This is a genomic window from Mesonia sp. HuA40, from assembly GCF_008017835.1.
Taxonomy (GTDB): domain Bacteria; phylum Bacteroidota; class Bacteroidia; order Flavobacteriales; family Flavobacteriaceae; genus Mesonia.
Genome location: NZ_VRLT01000029.1, coordinates 194,568 through 209,735 on the forward strand (window position 1 = coordinate 194,568; position 15,168 = coordinate 209,735).

Here is a 15,168-nt window from a genome sequence, read left to right on the forward strand (position 1 = left end):
TTTTTAACGTATAACTTCAATCCACTTTCCTTTATTTCTGGCAAAATAATTTCCGTCATACATGGCAGAAACTTGAGTTCCCGGCAAATAATACTTACCCAAATAAGAAGCGTTTAATTCAATTTCAAAAGTCTGGGTTTCCCCTGGTTTTAGATCAAAATAAATATATACCCTGTCGTCCCGAATATCACGGTAATTAGCAGCAGAACGATTAGTGCCAAAATTGGTAAAACTGGTATTTATAATTTCCCATCCGCTAGGTAAAAACTGACTAAGCGCTACGTGATTTACCTTATCTATTCCTTGATTTTGTATACTTATTTTGGCTGTAAAGCTTGTACCTTGCTTAATTTTAGCTACCTCTATACTTTTATTGTTGGTGTTTAAAAACTGTACATCTAACTGTAGATTTTGTTTTTCTTCTAGCTCTTCGCCTATAGGTAAAATACCTTGTTGGTTTAAATTTATAAAGACGAGATTCTGTGCTTTATTGGTAATATTTATTTTTACGTGATTTTTATTTTCGGGTAAAGGAACAGCCACCATAGTTTTATTTGTGCTCAACTCTTTAGATTCGCCTTGTATTTCATAAACTATAGAAAAAGGCTCTGTAGCATTGGCAGCAGCCATTTTTGCAAGTGACAGTAAGGCATAAGCAGTTTCTTGCGTATTAAACCAACGATCTGAGGATAAGTCTTTGGCTATAGATTGTGCAAATTCCATTTGATGCTCTGTTTTTTCAAGTAGCACTAGCGTTTCTAAGGCCATTGCTTTATCTCTAAATTTTGATTGAAAGCTAGAGCTGATTTGGTTTTTACTAGTAAAATTGTCTTGAACAGGTTTCATTAAATCTTCGGCTACCGATTTTTTTCCAAGCACGGCATATGCCGCTGCCAATCGCCAAATCGCAGTATTACTCATTTCTTCAGACTCTCTAAGTCTATTCATCGCCGCCAGCTCTGCATTACCAGATAAAGCCAAAGCATAAAGTCGGTAGGCTTGATTTAAACTTGTGTTATAAGAGGTTAAACGGTTTTGCCATCTTCTGGCTTCCCGTCTTTGGTAATTCATCCAGTTATCTAGCAAACCTACTGGTATAGCATAACCTTGTCTTTTGGCTTCAATCATAAAATGCCCTACATAGGTAGTTGCCCAATCGTGAGCCTCACTTTGTCCTGGCCAATAGGAGAAACCGCCGTTACTTAACTGGTAGTCTTTTAAACGGTTTAAAACCCCTTGAACATTTCTTTTTAATTCTCCATTACGATGGGCAGGTAAGTCCACCAAATCACTTAAAAATAATTGCGGAAATGCACCCGAAGTAATTTGTTCTAAACATCCGTGAGGATAGTCAATTAAATAATCTAACCTGTTTTCTAAATTGATTGTAGGTAGGCTCGAAAACACCAACTGACTCGAGTTGCTTCCTGATTCGCCAAACGACTTATAGTCTAAACTTAATTCTCCCTTAGGTTGTAAGGTACTACTAGTTGATTTATAACTTACAGGATTAGGGTTAAAAATATCTATTTCGGTTTGGCTATAGGCCTTTTCGCCATGTCCTTGAGCAAAAACCTTTATTGCTTGAGGTTTTGAGGTATAATTACTTTTAAAAGTAAAATATACTATTTGCTCACCTGGTTTTTCAAAAGTTACTTTTTTACGGGTGGGTCCTATAGCTTGCAATGCTTCGTCAAGCTTTAGAGTTACTTCAACTTGTTTTATTTTGTTTTCCATTGCAAAAACAGTTACCGGTAAATTTATTTCTTCACCAGGGCTTAGCTTCCGCGGAAGCGAACTGAGTACCATTAATGGCTGGGCCACTCGAACCGATTTTTCGTTCTTACCATAGGCTTCGGTTTTTGGATTTCCAGCTACCACCATAACCCGAACTGCCCCTACATAATTTGGCATATATAGCCGATGCTTTGCTTTTTGACCAGCTTTTAATTTAAATGGACCCAAATAAGAAACAACAGGTTTAAAACGATCTGCTTTTCGGTTTTTGGCACCCGCCGCCAATTCGCCACCACCAATTTCATATACGTTATTAACGCTTCCACCATAAGCTCCAATTACTTGGTCATATACATCGTAGGTTTTTACTCCTAGAGCTTCACGAGCGTAAAATGCCTGATGAATATTTGGTGTTTTAAAGCCTGTTAAATCGAGCAAACCTTCGTCTATTACTGCCAAGGTATAGGTCATTTCTTTTTTGTCTTTTTCGCTTATGCGGATATCATATTGTTGCTCTGGCTTTAATTCTTTCGGCATTTCAATTACAGGATTTAATTGCGTCTTAGAATCTGTTATTTTTAAAGGTATTACCCCATACAACCGAATAGGGAGATCATTTTTGCTTTGTGCATGGGGTTGTAGCAAAGTGATGTGCGCATAAATATTTGGTGCCATTGCAGAAGTAATTGGTACTTCTAGCTGTGTTTTGCCTTTTTTTGTAGTCACCCAGTGTTGCGAAAGCACTCGGCTACCGTTCTCAAGACTTACCAATGCTCTACCTACCTTGCTTGACGGGAAACTAATACGTGCTTTTTCTCCCACTTCATAGCTTTCTTGATCTGATTTTAATAGAAGCATTTTCGCGGCATCCGCTGCGGCATTTGACCCTAGAGAGTAATAATCTTTAAAAAAGTAGCTTGTCACTCCTGTAGCATGACCAGAGATAGAATCAACTACTCTAATTAAATAACGACCAGCTTGGTTTTCGGGTACTTTTATAAAAAGGGTGCCTTTTCCATCAGAATCTGTAGTTATAGTTTTTTCTAAAAATGGAGAATGTACCTGGGTATTTTCGTAACGAGAAAGGTTTGATTTACCTCTACTCCACCACCAGCGCCACTCTATTTTATATACGTATACCTTAAGTTTACGTGATGGGGCAACTTGTCCTTTGGCATTTAAACTAATTATATCAAAAGGAATTTGGGCATCGGTTTTGTGCGCACCAAAAGCCTTTGATTCAGGAGATTTAAGTCCGATGAAGTGTGTATACGGAGCCAATTTTTTAGTTTTCACATCTATAGAAAAATCTCCACCACCCTCATAAACTTTGGTTAAAAAATTTGCCTCCAGCATTCCAGGCGCATTTTTATTTAAGTTAATTTGTTCTTTAAAATCAAGACGTCCATTATGGTCTATTTTATCTTTTATCCAAGGTTTAGTGATGCTTTCAAATTTGCGAACTGGATCTTGAAAAATATAAGATTTATATTGAGGAAATGGCACCGCCGCCGGACTGAGCTCTACTTCTATTTCTGCTTCCAAATTTTTGGCTATAGCGCCATGTAGCCAATTAGATTGTAATGAACCCACTAATGGCTTATTGGTGCTTAAAACCTTTTCGTCAAAATCTAAATTTATCTTTAATCGATTCGGTTTTACGGTAGCCACTTTTAAAGTTTTTGAAAAACTTGCGCCACCTACTTTTATCTGCGCTTGCCAATTGCCTGTTACATCTTGTTCTTTGGTGGGTATAGGAAAATAATAAAAATTATTAATGGCTTGGGTGGGATGCGAAAACTCACTCTTATTTTTTTGCAAAACCAATTGGCCTCTTGCATCAAAAACCGATAATTGGACAGGATGTTTTTTAGGTAATGGATTTTCAATATCGTTTAAAACGAAGTTTAAATGTATAGTATCTCCAGGGCGATGTACGCCTCGCTCTGTATAGATAAAGCCTTTTAATCCGTCTTGAACTTCTTGACCACTTATATCAAATTTACTAAGAGAAAGTGCGTTGCCACCGCTTAGCTTGGCGTAAGCATATTGTTTTCCTTTTTGTGCCACTACAAAAGCAGCTTGTTGTTTGGTTTTAAGCTTAACTTGCCCGTTTTTATTGGTGTAGGCTTGACTAAGTAATTGTTTTTGATAATTGTATAAACTCACCTTACTTTTACTTTCGGGTTGCGTATTAAGCAAATTATTTGTCGATATGTGGTAGGTATTATCTGTACCTTCTTTAACTATTAAACCCAAGTCTGAACCTAAAATATTAATGGTAGCAAAACGATCATCTTCATAATAAGAAAGGCTACAAGGGTTATCTCTTTCTCTCCAGTTATAGGGTGTTTTTCGCCAATTGTAAAGTTCATTGTTCCAATATTGTTCTTCTCTGTAATTTTCTTCGGGATAGCTAACTTCTGCTTGCAAGATGGGCTGTTGGTTTTCTTGTTCACCACAATCATAATTGCTGTATTCTTTTCTAAAACTTATCTCTACGCTATAAAGTGCACCCGGATCTGATTTAAAAAAATCAGATAAATTTAGCGCATGGGCTTTCCAGTTTTTTAAGCCAAATGCAGTCTTGTTATCAAAAACTATAGTTTTTTGCGCTATTTTTCGCCCCACACGCTTTAAATTGTAGTTAGCCCCTAAAGAAGCATCTTGTAAATGATCGAGGATGTTGTTTTTATAAATTTTGATTACACGAACATCGACCGCGCGTAAATTTACCGTTTCAAAATAAATAGGTGATTTGGCTGAAGCGGGTAAAATGTTCCCTTTAGAAATTAGACGTACAGTTGGTTTGAGCTCTTCAAACGAAATATTATTGGTATAGGTGTTTTTAAGTTTGAAACCGGCTGAATTTTTTATACCGGCAAACACTTCTAATAAAACTTCGCCAGCAGGTCGTACATTGGGATAGATGTATAATACATTACCTTCTACTTCAAATTTTAAGTTACTGTTCTCTGCCAACTTAATTAAGCCTTGAAAATTTTGGTTAGGATCAAGTGCATCTGAAAAATTCAGGCTTAATGCAGCTTCGGCTCCAGAATGGGTTTGTATATCTACAATTTTAAAATTATCTTTTCCAGGAATTAAGTATTCATCTTTTCCGCTATAGTCTGCTTGTATCGGAGTACCATCATAAGTAATTGTAAGTTGAGAGTCTTCTATATATCGGGTGATATTATCAATTTTAAAACGGAAATACTGACTGCTTTCTAAATTCTCTTCCCAAATTATGGGGAGCTCTTGATCTTTTTGTTTTACTTTAAGAATTTTCTTGACTTGATTAAGCTCGGCAACATCAGCAGTTTCTATTTGACCCGTTAAATATTGCTTAGAGTCGTTATAAGATTGTAGGTTACCTAAATTAAGTTTGTAATTCTGCTCCAGAGTTTTAAAACTAAAAGTATAGCTTTTAAGTTCATTCGAAATATCCTTATAAATTAGATCTAAGGGTATAGTTACAAAATAGGTAGTATTCGCTTTTAATTTTTCTTGAGGTTTAAAAATTAGTTTTTTTCCATTTTCAAGATATAGTTTCCCTTTCACGGCAGGAGAAATTTCTAGATATTTTTCTGCTACCTCCTGGTTAAGCTCAACTTCGGGCCAAGGCTTATTAAAGCTAATTAGAATGGGTTCGTTTATAGAGGTTTTTCCGTAAGTATGCGTACTGATGTAAGCCTTATAATTAAATAAGCTATCTACTTCTTGATCTTCTTTTTTGCTGTTACAGCTTAATAATATTAGGGTAAAAAAGAAAAAAAAATTAAAACCAAAGCGCATACTAAATCTCATAATAGAATAGGTTTATGTTTTAGCCAGATTAAAAAAATTGGCCCATTTTAAAATTAAGAAATGATGAATTATGCCAAAGATAGACAAAGCTTAATTGAAAACAATTTAAAACTTTTTTATTTTCTTGTGGCAAACGATAATTGATTGATCTCAAATATTTTGAGAGTTATCTATTGCATTAATACCCGAATCAAAAAGGCTTATAAAAGAAAAAAGCCTTTTATACGCTGGTAAAAGGCTTTTATTATAATAAAAATCAATTTAGTGATCTTGATATTTTTCATCCATCTCAAAATCTTCCATAAATTTGGTGGTATAGTTTCCATCAAGGTAATCGGGATGATCCATTAATTGCCTATGGAAAGGAATCGTTGTTTTAACACCTTCAATAACAAATTCATCTAATGCGCGTTTCATCTTATGGATAGCTTCTTCTCTTGTTTGAGCCGTAGTAATTAACTTGGCGATCATTGAGTCATAATTTGGAGGGATAGAATATCCGCTATAAACATGCGTATCTATGCGCACACCGTGCCCTCCAGGAGCGTGTAAATTGGTTATTTTACCTGGTGAAGGTCTAAAGTCATTATACGGGTCTTCGGCATTGATACGGCATTCTATTGAATGTAATTTAGGAAAATAATTTTTTCCTGATATTTCTACGCCAGCGGCAACCAAAATCTGCTCTCGTATCAAATCGTAATCAATAACCTGTTCTGTAATTGGGTGTTCTACTTGGATACGCGTATTCATTTCCATAAAGTAGAAATTTCTGTGCTTATCAACTAAAAATTCCACTGTACCAGCCCCTTCATACTTAATATATTCGGCAGCTTTAACCGCTGCTTCTCCCATTTTTTCGCGCAATTCATCGGTCATAAAAGGAGAAGGAGTTTCTTCGGTAAGTTTTTGATGTCTTCTTTGCACAGAACAGTCTCTTTCAGAGAGATGGCAAGCTTTACCTTTGCTATCACCAACTACTTGTATTTCGATATGTCTAGGCTCTTCGATAAGCTTTTCCATATACATTCCGTTGTTACCAAAAGCCGCACCAGCTTCTTGTCTTGCAGAATCCCAAGCAGCCTCAAGTTCTTCTTCTTTCCAAACGGCGCGCATTCCTTTTCCGCCTCCTCCTGCTGTTGCCTTAAGCATAACAGGGAATCCCATTTTTTTTGCTGTATTCAGGCAATCTTTATAATCTTTTAATAGGCCATCGGAACCTGGGATACAAGGCACTCCAGCGGCCATCATAGTAGCTCTAGCCGAAGCTTTATCGCCCATTCGATCAATCATTTCTGGTGATGCACCAATAAATTTAATACCGTGCTCATCACAGATTTTGGAAAATTTTGCATTTTCTGCTAAAAAACCATATCCTGGATGAATTGCATCTGCATTGGTAATCTCTGCCGCCGAAATAATATTGGGTATTTTTAAATAAGACTCGTTACTTGGAGCTGGACCAATACATACGGCTTCGTCTGCAAATCGCACATGAAGGCTTTCTGCATCAGCTTTTGAATATACCGCAACAGTTTTGATTCCCATTTCACGGCAGGTTCTAATTACACGTAGTGCAATTTCACCTCTATTGGCAATTAATATTTTTTTAAACATACTGTTTATATTTTTTTGGACACGAAAGACTTTTTATTCTAAATAGATTAAGATGGGTCTACTAAGAATAATGGCTGGTCAAATTCTACTGGAGATGAATCGTCTACCAATACTTTTACGATTTTCCCAGATACTTCGCTTTCAATCTCATTAAATAGTTTCATTGCTTCAATAATGCAAAGTACGTCTCCCTCTTTAATACTATCTCCTACTTCTACAAAAGTAGGTTTGTCTGGTGAAGGCTTGCGGTAAAAAGTTCCTATAATTGTAGATTTTACCGTAATGTATTTTGAGTCATCTTCATTTGAAGCAGTTTCTTGTTGCTCTGGTGTAGCTGTAGTTTCGGCTGGTGTAGCAGGTGCTTGAGCTTGCATTTGAGGCATTTGCATCTGTGGCATTCCTTGCATAGGTACTTGCTGTACGATGGTAGTCTCTTTATCATCGCCAGATGAAGTTTTAATGGTAATTTTCACATCATCGGTTTCTAATTTTACCTCGCTAGCACCAGATTTGGCTACAAATTTTATTAGGTTTTGAATTTCTTTTAATTCCATAATATTGTGGTATTAATCGTTGTGATTTTAAGAATTATAGGCCCATTTTAAATAAATCGAACCCCAAGTAAAGCCCCCGCCAAAAGAGGCGAAAACTAGGTTATCTCCTTTTTTAAGTTGTTTTTCGTAGTCACTTAGCAACAACGGTAGGGTAGCCGAAGTGGTATTACCGTAACGTTGTATATTCATTAGTACTTTGTCATCCTTTAGTCCCATGCGTTTTGCAGTGGCATCGATTATTCTCTTATTGGCTTGGTGCGCCACCAACCAGTCGACATCTTTTTCTTCAAGTTGATTGCGCTTCATTATTTTCTCGCTTACATCTGCCATATTGGAAACCGCAAACTTAAATACGGTTTTACCGTCTTGATGAACATAATGTAATTTATTTTTCACTGTTTTTTCAGAGGCGGGTAGTAAAGATCCTCCTGCTTCTATTTTCAGAAAATTTCTTCCTACGCCATCACTACGCAAATATTCATCTTGTAAACCTAAACCTTCTTCATTAGGTTCAAAGAGAACAGCGCCTCCACCATCACCAAAAATGATGCAAGTGGCCCGGTCTTCATAGTTGATGATAGAAGACATTTTGTCTGCACCAATTAGTAAGACTTTTTTGTATCTGCCAGACTCAATATAACTTGCAGCGGTAGACATACCATAGAGAAAGCTAGAACAGGCAGCCTGTAAATCAAAAGAAAATGCATTTGTGGCACCAATTTCACTCGCGGTAAAAGCCGCTGTTGAAGCCACAGGCATATCGGGTGTAGCCGTTGCAAAAAGTACCAAATCAATTTCTTTAGGGTCAAGATTGGCTTTTTTAATTAAGTTTTGGGCTGCTTTTATACCTAAATAAGAGGTGCCTTTTTGGGCATCTTTTAATATTCTACGCTCCTTTATTCCTGTTCTTGTAGTAATCCATTCATCATTGGTATCTACCATCTCTTCTAACATTTTGTTAGATAACACATGCTCAGGAACAAAGGATCCTACAGCGGTTATAGCCGCTTTGATTGTATTCATACAATTGAAATTATTTCAGCAAAATTACCGCTAAATTATTTTAAAACTTGATATTGAGTAAATTTATAAAATTTAGCAGATGCAAATTAAGGTGTTTTTGTCAATTTATCAACTTATATAGAAAAACTATTATGCGCTCATAGTATTCTAGAAATAAGATAAAACAAAAAAACTCTCGCACAGCTGCACTGCGGAGAGTCTTATAAAAAAAATTTAATGCTTATTAAGCCTCAACTTCTTCTGTATTGTCAATAAGTACTTGACCTCTATAATAGAGTTTTCCTTCGTGCCAATGTGCTCTGTGATAAAGATGAGCTTCTCCCGTAGTAGGGTCTGTAGCAATTTGTGGAGCTTTTGCTTTATAATGCGTTCTCCTTTTATCTCTTCTAGTCTTAGATATTTTTCTCTTAGGATGTGCCATAACTAAGTTATTTATTGTCGTTTAACAGGTTTTTTAATTTATTCCAGCGAGGGTCTACCTCATTATTTTTATTTACTTCCTTTTGTACAGGTTGCAATTCTTCTAATTTATCTAATATTTCTGAATCTAATGTACCGTCTTCAATGCCTGGGTGTAATCGCTTGTAGGGTAAAGCCAAAACTATAGCTTCATAGATGTACTGGTGCACTTCAATTTCATAGGCACCATGCGGAAGAATTAATAATTCTTCGTTCTCATCGTTGTACTCTTCACCAAATTTTACCACCAAATGCAATTGATGTTCAACAGGTTGATCGTAGGCTTCATTACTAACATCGCAATTAAGATTTACAGTACCCTCAATACTAAAGTGTAGCTCTAGCATATTGGCTTTTTTTTCTAAAAGTAAATCTACCGAAACCTTTACGGTATTAAAATCATCATATTCAAAGAACTCAAAGAAATGATTATCTATTTGATAATCAAAATGATGTTTGCCAACCTTCAATCCTACAAAAGGAATGATATATTCTTTTAGCTTTTTCATTACATCATCGATTTCAAGCGTGCAAATATAAAAAAATAAATTCGATACAAGTATTTATTAACAAGAAATGTTTATAATTTTTCAGCTTTCTTTTTTAGCGGATTTTTGGTAAGCTCTTGATATTCTTTTCGGTTTTTAAAAATAGTGATTGCAGCGTACACCGCTTCTTGAAAAGATTGGTGGTTAGCTTCATTTTTACCAGCAATTTCAAAAGCAGTACCGTGATCAGGCGAAGTTCTTACACGCGATAAGCCAGCGGTATAGTTTACGCCTGAGCCAAAAGACAAAGTTTTAAATGGGATTAAACCTTGGTCGTGATAAGCCGCAATAACGGCGTCAAAATTTTCATAATTTTTGGTACCAAAAAAGCTGTCGGCAGCGTAGGGACCAAAGGCCAAATGCCCTTGTTCACGTAATTTTTCTATGGTTGGCTTTAGTATTTTATCATCTTCATCTCCAATTACGCCATTGTCTCCGCTGTGAGGATTGATACCTAGAAATGCAATTTTTGGTCGCTGTACTTTAAAATCCGCTTTAAGCGAATGGGTGATTAATTGAAGTTTTTGAGTGATAAGTTTTTCGGTTATGACTTTTGGAACGTCTTTAACTGGTACATGATCGGTTAAAAGGCCTACTTTTAAATTTTCTGAAATCATAAACATAAGACTTTCACCTTCTAGAGCTTGAGCTAAATAGTCGGTGTGCCCAGGAAATTTAAATTTTTCAGATTGAATTACTTTTTTGTGAATTGGTGCGGTTACCAAAGCATCTACTGTGTTTGCTTTTAAAGCTGCAGTAGCGGCTTCAAGCGATTGGAAAGCAAAATCGCCTAAAAAGTTATCTTCTTTACCAAAATTAATTTTTAGGTGATTTTTCCACACATTTACCACATTAAATTTTCCTTCTATAGCTTCACTAGCGTTATTGATTCCTTGAATATTTGTATTTACATCAAAATGCTTTTTGTAAAAAGACATCAGTTTGGTGTTGGCAAACACAATTGGGGTGCAAAACTCTAACATTCGGTTATCTGCAAATGTTTTTAAGATAATTTCGCTTCCAATTCCGTTTAAATCGCCAATGCTTATGCCTATTTTTATATTCTGTTTTTTCACTTGTGTCGCAGTTTAAATTCATAAAGAAAGACAGGTTAATTTTAGTGAGTAACTTAAAATTATACCTATTTTTGCACTACAAAGGTAAGTATTTATAACTATGTTTACAGGAATCATCGAAGAAATAGGCGTTGTAAAACAAATTGAAAAGGAAGAAGGTAATTTGCATTTCTATATTGAGGCAGCGATGACCCCCGAGCTAAAAATAGATCAGAGTGTTGCACACAATGGTGTTTGTCTTACGGTAGTGGGAATATTTGATGATAACTATAAAGTTACTGCTATTCAGGAAACCATAGCCAAAACCAGTTTAGGTTCTTGGGCAGTAGGAGACGCCGTTAATTTAGAACGTGGCATGTTAATGTCTCAACGCCTAGATGGTCATATTGTGCAGGGCCACGTTGACCAAACAGCAGTGTGTACGCATATTGAGCCAAAGGGGGGGAGTACTTTGTTTACATTTGCTTATGACTCTAAACTGAATAATGTGACTATAGAAAAAGGCTCTATTACCGTTAATGGAATTAGCCTAACGGTTGTAAACAGCCAGAATAACAGTTTTAGCGTGGCTATAATACCTTACACGATAGCGCATACCAATTTAAATCAACTTAGGGTTAACGATACCGTTAATTTGGAGTTTGACGTGATAGGAAAATACGTTAAACGTCTATTAGAATTAAAAAATTAAGCTTTTTGATTTTTTTTACGGAAGTAAATAATTCCTATTCCTCCGGCTGCTACAAGTAACAACCAAGTCTGGTTATCTATGTTTAAACCAGGTGGTGGAGGTATTCCTTGAGGATTAGCTCTTGTGGCACGATCATTTGGTGGGGGCGGTGATTTTTTTGCTGCAGAGTATTGAAAAGCAGAGCTATCTGTTGCCCACAATAAAATGGCGACAATGGCGACAAGTTTTAATATTCTTTTCATTCTACACTTTATCTCTAGGCGGTAAAATTAAACATTATTTGATGAAAACTTAGCAAAGAATGTTAAAATAAATCGATGATAGGTAAATATTTTCGAGCTTATAAAGAAAAGTGGACCCAGATGGGCTCGAACCATCGACCCCCTGATTATGAGTCAGGTGCTCTAACCAGCTGAGCTATGGGTCCTGATTTTCGGTAGGCAAAACTAAATAATACTTATTTACTGTGCAACAAAAAATCTATTTTTTTATTTCTTGGCATAATTCTACCAGCACCCCGTTGGCTGATTTAGGATGCAAGAAAACCACCATTTTATTATCGGCGCCACGTTTTGGGGTTTCGTTAAGCACCACAAATCCTTCCTTTTTTAATCGCTCTACTTCTGCATTTATATCCGCGACAGCGAATGCAATATGATGAATACCTTCGCCTTTTTTGGCGATGAACTTGGCTATTGGGCTATTTTCATTGGTTGCTGCCAACAATTCTATTTTGCTTTCCCCTGTTTTAAAAAATGAGGTAACTACGCCTTCACTGGCTACTCTTTCTTCTTTATAGGGTGCTACTCCCAATAAAGCCTGGTAGGTTTTATTGGCTTCTTTTAAATCTTTGACGGCAATACCCAAATGTTCTATTTTTTGCATCATATCTTTATTATTTTTGTACACAAAAATACAATTCCTTTTAAATAAACTACTTTTGCAGTATGGAAGAAACAAATAGACAGAAGAAAATTGCGGGCGTATTGCAAGAAGACTTGGCTCGTATTTTACAGCAAGAATTAAAAAATGCCGGAATTACACATATTATTATATCGGTATCTAAAGTGCGGGTAACTACAGACTTATCTTTAGCTAAGGCTTATTTGAGTATATTCCCAACCAAAGATGCTGCAGGTTTGTTAGCCGAACTGAATCAGATTAAGCCAAAAATTAAACACCAAATGGCTCAGCTCACTAAAAATCAGTTGCGCAAGATGCCCGATTTGGCTTTTTATTTAGATGACTCGCTTGATTATATTGAAAATATAGATAAAGCGGTAAACGAAAAAGAAAATCCTATTGAAAATCGAGATTTATTAGATCGTCGTAAAAAATCATAAATGGGTTTTTCCTTATACATCGCAAAGCGCTATTTAGGAACAAAAAGTAAGACTAATGCTATAAATATCATAACTGGTATTGCAGCATTGGGCGTTTTTGCTGGTGCAGCAGCTTTGTTTATTGTTTTATCTGGTTTTGCCGGACTTAAAGCGTTTAGCTTGTCTTTTACCAATGAATTTGATCCGGATCTCAAGGTGATTCCGTATGAGGGAAAAACAATAAGGCTTCATTCATCTCAAATTAATAAACTGCAAAATATAAAGGGTATTAGCCAGTACACCCAGGTAGTTGAAGAAAAGGTATTGCTGCAGTTTAACAATAAACATTTACCGGCTTTTATTAAAGGGATAGATGAAAATTACTTAAACGTCAATGCCGTAGACAGCAGTTTGATAGGTGGAACTTGGTTGCACCCTAAAGAAAATCAAGTAGTAATTGGTAGTGGTATTTCCCGAAAATTAGCCTTGGGTTTTGCGGGTTATGGTGATGTGTTAAAGTTAATGGTTCCTAAGCCTGGGGTGGGGCAACTTAGTAGTGCGCAAGAAGCTTTTGAAAGTGTTAGTACCCTGGTAATTGGGATATATAGTATAAATGAAGATTTAAACCATAAATATGTTTTTGCGCCAAAAGCTTTGGCTCAAGAGTTGTTGGGCTATGAGCCGAATGAAATTAGCGGTATCGAATTAAATTTGCAACCTGGGACTAGCGAAGAAGGGGTAAAAGAACAGCTTTATGAATTATTTGATTACCCCGTAAAAATTAAAAACCGAATTGAGCTTAATGATAAGTTGTATAAAATGCTGAATACAGAAAATTTGGCGGTTTATATGATTTTTACTTTGGTGCTCATTATTGCTCTATTTAACGTTGGTGGTGCTATTGTTATGTCTATTTTAGATAAACGCCAAAACATCAATACGCTCTATGCTTTAGGTGCCTCATCTAATAAAATTAAGCGCATTTTTTTGTTACAAGGTAGTTTACTTACCTTTATTGGAGGAATATTGGGTTTATTTTTAGGCTACCTCATAATTGTTTTACAGCAGCAATTTCATTTGATTATGATTACGCCTACCTTACCTTATCCAGTTGAGATTGAGTGGCAAAACTTGGTTTTAGTTTTGGTAACTATTATGGTTTTAGGAGTTACTGCATCTTATATTGGTGCCACCCGAATAGGTAAAATTATTAACGGCTAAATTGAAAATCTCCAAATTCGGCTTCGGCTAAATCGAATGCTTTAAAAACATCTACCGCCTCATCACTGGTGACCATACGGGTACGGTGTTCTTTAAAATGAGGAATGCCTTTAAAATAATTGGTGTAATGCCTGCGGGTTTCAAAAACACCTAAGCGATCGCCTTTCCAATCTATAGCCATTTGCAAATGCCTACGAGCAGCATCGAGACGCTCTTGCATGGTGGGAGGAGCTAGATGCTCTCCTGTTTTTATAAAATGCTTTACCTCTCTAAAAAACCAAGGATACCCAATGCTAGCTCTACCAATCATAGCTCCGTCTAAGCCAAATTCATCTCGCATTTTTATCGCTTTTTCTGGGGTGTCTACATCGCCGTTTCCAAATACAGGAATGTGCATACGCGGATTGTTTTTTACTTCGGCAATGGGGCGCCAGTCGGCTTCTCCTTTATACATTTGAGCGCGTGTTCTGCCATGAATAGAGATGGCTTTGCAACCCACGTCTTGTAAACGCTCGGCTACTTCTACAATTTTAATCGAGTCATGGTCCCAGCCCAATCGGGTTTTTACTGTTATGGGTAAATTGGTATGCTTTACCATTGCCTCGGTTAAGGAAACCATAAGGTCGATATCTTTTAAAATGCCGGCGCCAGCTCCTTTTGAGACTACTTTCTTTACCGGGCAACCAAAATTAATATCGATAATATCTGGCCCAGATTTTTCTACAATCTCTACAGATTCTAACATCGATTTTAAATTGGCTCCAAAAATTTGAATGCCTACGGGGCGCTCTTTTTCATAAATATCTAATTTCATGACGCTTTTGGCGGCGTCACGTATCAAACCTTCAGACGAGATAAACTCGGTGTATACTACATCTGCTCCTTGCTCTTTGCACAGCGCTCTAAAAGGGGGGTCGCTCACATCTTCCATTGGAGCCAATAACAATGGAAATTCTCCTACATTTATATCGCCTATTTTTGCCAAAATTGAATTTTAATACGTTTGTGCTGCAAAATTAAGAAATAAGTAGCAATTGTAGTATGCTGTGCTGGTGTAGAATTTTTTAATGCAAAAGGGATAGCAGTGAAAATACTTTTTTTGCTTTTATA

At 36.4% G+C, this 15,168-nt stretch carries 13 protein-coding genes and 1 tRNA gene; 3 read left to right on the top strand and 11 right to left on the bottom strand.

Annotated features, from left to right (window positions below; all coding sequences use genetic code 11):
- Positions 1 to 3 precede the first annotated feature (3 nt).
- From FT993_RS07155 to pdxA, 7 genes are all read right to left on the bottom strand, one after another.
- On the bottom strand, positions 4 to 5,547 hold the full coding sequence (locus tag FT993_RS07155) for an Ig-like domain-containing alpha-2-macroglobulin family protein (protein ID WP_255504444.1): 5,544 nt from the start codon (positions 5,545 to 5,547) through the stop codon (positions 4 to 6).
- A 261-nt stretch (positions 5,548 to 5,808) separates the two neighbouring features.
- Entirely contained in the window at positions 5,809 to 7,164 is a 1,356-nt protein-coding gene (gene accC / locus FT993_RS07160; RefSeq protein WP_147861858.1) for an acetyl-CoA carboxylase biotin carboxylase subunit, read from the bottom strand.
- A gap of 47 nt (positions 7,165 to 7,211) precedes the next feature.
- A complete protein-coding gene (gene accB / locus FT993_RS07165) occupies positions 7,212 to 7,718 on the bottom strand; it encodes an acetyl-CoA carboxylase biotin carboxyl carrier protein (RefSeq protein ID WP_147861859.1) in 507 nt (168 codons plus the stop codon).
- Between the two features lie 27 nt (positions 7,719 to 7,745).
- A complete protein-coding gene (locus FT993_RS07170) occupies positions 7,746 to 8,741 on the bottom strand; it encodes a beta-ketoacyl-ACP synthase III (protein ID WP_147861860.1) in 996 nt (331 codons plus the stop codon).
- Between the two features lie 223 nt (positions 8,742 to 8,964).
- Complete coding sequence (gene rpmF, locus FT993_RS07175) at positions 8,965 to 9,162, bottom strand: 50S ribosomal protein L32 (protein ID WP_147861861.1); 198 nt, start codon at positions 9,160 to 9,162, stop codon at positions 8,965 to 8,967.
- A gap of 7 nt (positions 9,163 to 9,169) precedes the next feature.
- Complete coding sequence (locus FT993_RS07180; RefSeq protein WP_147861862.1) at positions 9,170 to 9,709, bottom strand: DUF177 domain-containing protein; 540 nt, start codon at positions 9,707 to 9,709, stop codon at positions 9,170 to 9,172.
- 71 nt (positions 9,710 to 9,780) lie between these two features.
- Positions 9,781 to 10,824 carry a 4-hydroxythreonine-4-phosphate dehydrogenase PdxA gene (pdxA, locus tag FT993_RS07185; protein WP_147861863.1) on the bottom strand — a complete coding sequence of 348 codons (1,044 nt, stop codon included), beginning with the start codon at positions 10,822 to 10,824 and terminating at the stop codon, positions 9,781 to 9,783.
- A gap of 100 nt (positions 10,825 to 10,924) precedes the next feature.
- On the opposite strand from pdxA, the gene FT993_RS07190 reads away from it, so the two are divergent.
- Positions 10,925 to 11,515, top strand: coding sequence for a riboflavin synthase (locus FT993_RS07190; RefSeq protein WP_147861864.1), 591 nt, complete (start codon positions 10,925 to 10,927; stop codon positions 11,513 to 11,515).
- Here FT993_RS07190 and FT993_RS07195 read toward each other — a convergent pair.
- From FT993_RS07195 to mce, 3 genes are all read right to left on the bottom strand, one after another.
- A complete protein-coding gene (locus FT993_RS07195; RefSeq protein WP_147861865.1) occupies positions 11,512 to 11,757 on the bottom strand; it encodes a hypothetical protein in 246 nt (81 codons plus the stop codon). The two genes, FT993_RS07190 and FT993_RS07195, sit on opposite strands and share 4 nt — an antisense overlap.
- Before the next feature lie 111 nt (positions 11,758 to 11,868).
- Positions 11,869 to 11,942, bottom strand: a tRNA-Ile gene (locus FT993_RS07200).
- Positions 11,943 to 11,995: 53 nt separating this feature from the next.
- Complete coding sequence (gene mce, locus FT993_RS07205; protein WP_147862018.1) at positions 11,996 to 12,400, bottom strand: methylmalonyl-CoA epimerase; 405 nt, start codon at positions 12,398 to 12,400, stop codon at positions 11,996 to 11,998.
- A gap of 62 nt (positions 12,401 to 12,462) precedes the next feature.
- On the opposite strand from mce, the gene rbfA reads away from it, so the two are divergent.
- Both rbfA and FT993_RS07215 read left to right on the top strand, forming a co-directional pair.
- Positions 12,463 to 12,858 carry a 30S ribosome-binding factor RbfA gene (rbfA, locus tag FT993_RS07210; RefSeq protein WP_147861866.1) on the top strand — a complete coding sequence of 132 codons (396 nt, stop codon included), beginning with the start codon at positions 12,463 to 12,465 and terminating at the stop codon, positions 12,856 to 12,858.
- Positions 12,859 to 14,058, top strand: a complete 1,200-nt coding sequence (locus tag FT993_RS07215) for an FtsX-like permease family protein (protein WP_147861867.1) — start codon at positions 12,859 to 12,861, stop codon at positions 14,056 to 14,058.
- Here FT993_RS07215 and dusB read toward each other — a convergent pair.
- Positions 14,048 to 15,043, bottom strand: a complete 996-nt coding sequence (dusB, locus tag FT993_RS07220; protein WP_147861868.1) for a tRNA dihydrouridine synthase DusB — start codon at positions 15,041 to 15,043, stop codon at positions 14,048 to 14,050. The two genes, FT993_RS07215 and dusB, sit on opposite strands and share 11 nt — an antisense overlap.
- Between the last annotated feature and the right edge of the window lie 125 nt (positions 15,044 to 15,168).

Excerpts from the sequence above, each read along its gene's own strand:
- rbfA (WP_147861866.1), top strand. The coding sequence starts at position 12,463 with ATGGAAGAAACAAATAGACAGAAGAAAATTGCGGGCGTATTGCAAGAA.
- FT993_RS07180 (WP_147861862.1), bottom strand. The coding sequence starts at position 9,709 with ATGAAAAAGCTAAAAGAATATATCATTCCTTTTGTAGGATTGAAGGTT.
- mce (WP_147862018.1), bottom strand. The coding sequence starts at position 12,400 with ATGCAAAAAATAGAACATTTGGGTATTGCCGTCAAAGATTTAAAAGAA.
- rpmF (WP_147861861.1), bottom strand. The coding sequence starts at position 9,162 with ATGGCACATCCTAAGAGAAAAATATCTAAGACTAGAAGAGATAAAAGG.
- FT993_RS07190 (WP_147861864.1), top strand. The coding sequence starts at position 10,925 with ATGTTTACAGGAATCATCGAAGAAATAGGCGTTGTAAAACAAATTGAA.
- FT993_RS07195 (WP_147861865.1), bottom strand. The coding sequence starts at position 11,757 with ATGAAAAGAATATTAAAACTTGTCGCCATTGTCGCCATTTTATTGTGG.
- FT993_RS07155 (WP_255504444.1), bottom strand. The coding sequence starts at position 5,547 with ATGAGATTTAGTATGCGCTTTGGTTTTAATTTTTTTTTCTTTTTTACC.
- accC (WP_147861858.1), bottom strand. The coding sequence starts at position 7,164 with ATGTTTAAAAAAATATTAATTGCCAATAGAGGTGAAATTGCACTACGT.
- accB (WP_147861859.1), bottom strand. The coding sequence starts at position 7,718 with ATGGAATTAAAAGAAATTCAAAACCTAATAAAATTTGTAGCCAAATCT.
- FT993_RS07215 (WP_147861867.1), top strand. The coding sequence starts at position 12,859 with ATGGGTTTTTCCTTATACATCGCAAAGCGCTATTTAGGAACAAAAAGT.
- FT993_RS07170 (WP_147861860.1), bottom strand. The coding sequence starts at position 8,741 with ATGAATACAATCAAAGCGGCTATAACCGCTGTAGGATCCTTTGTTCCT.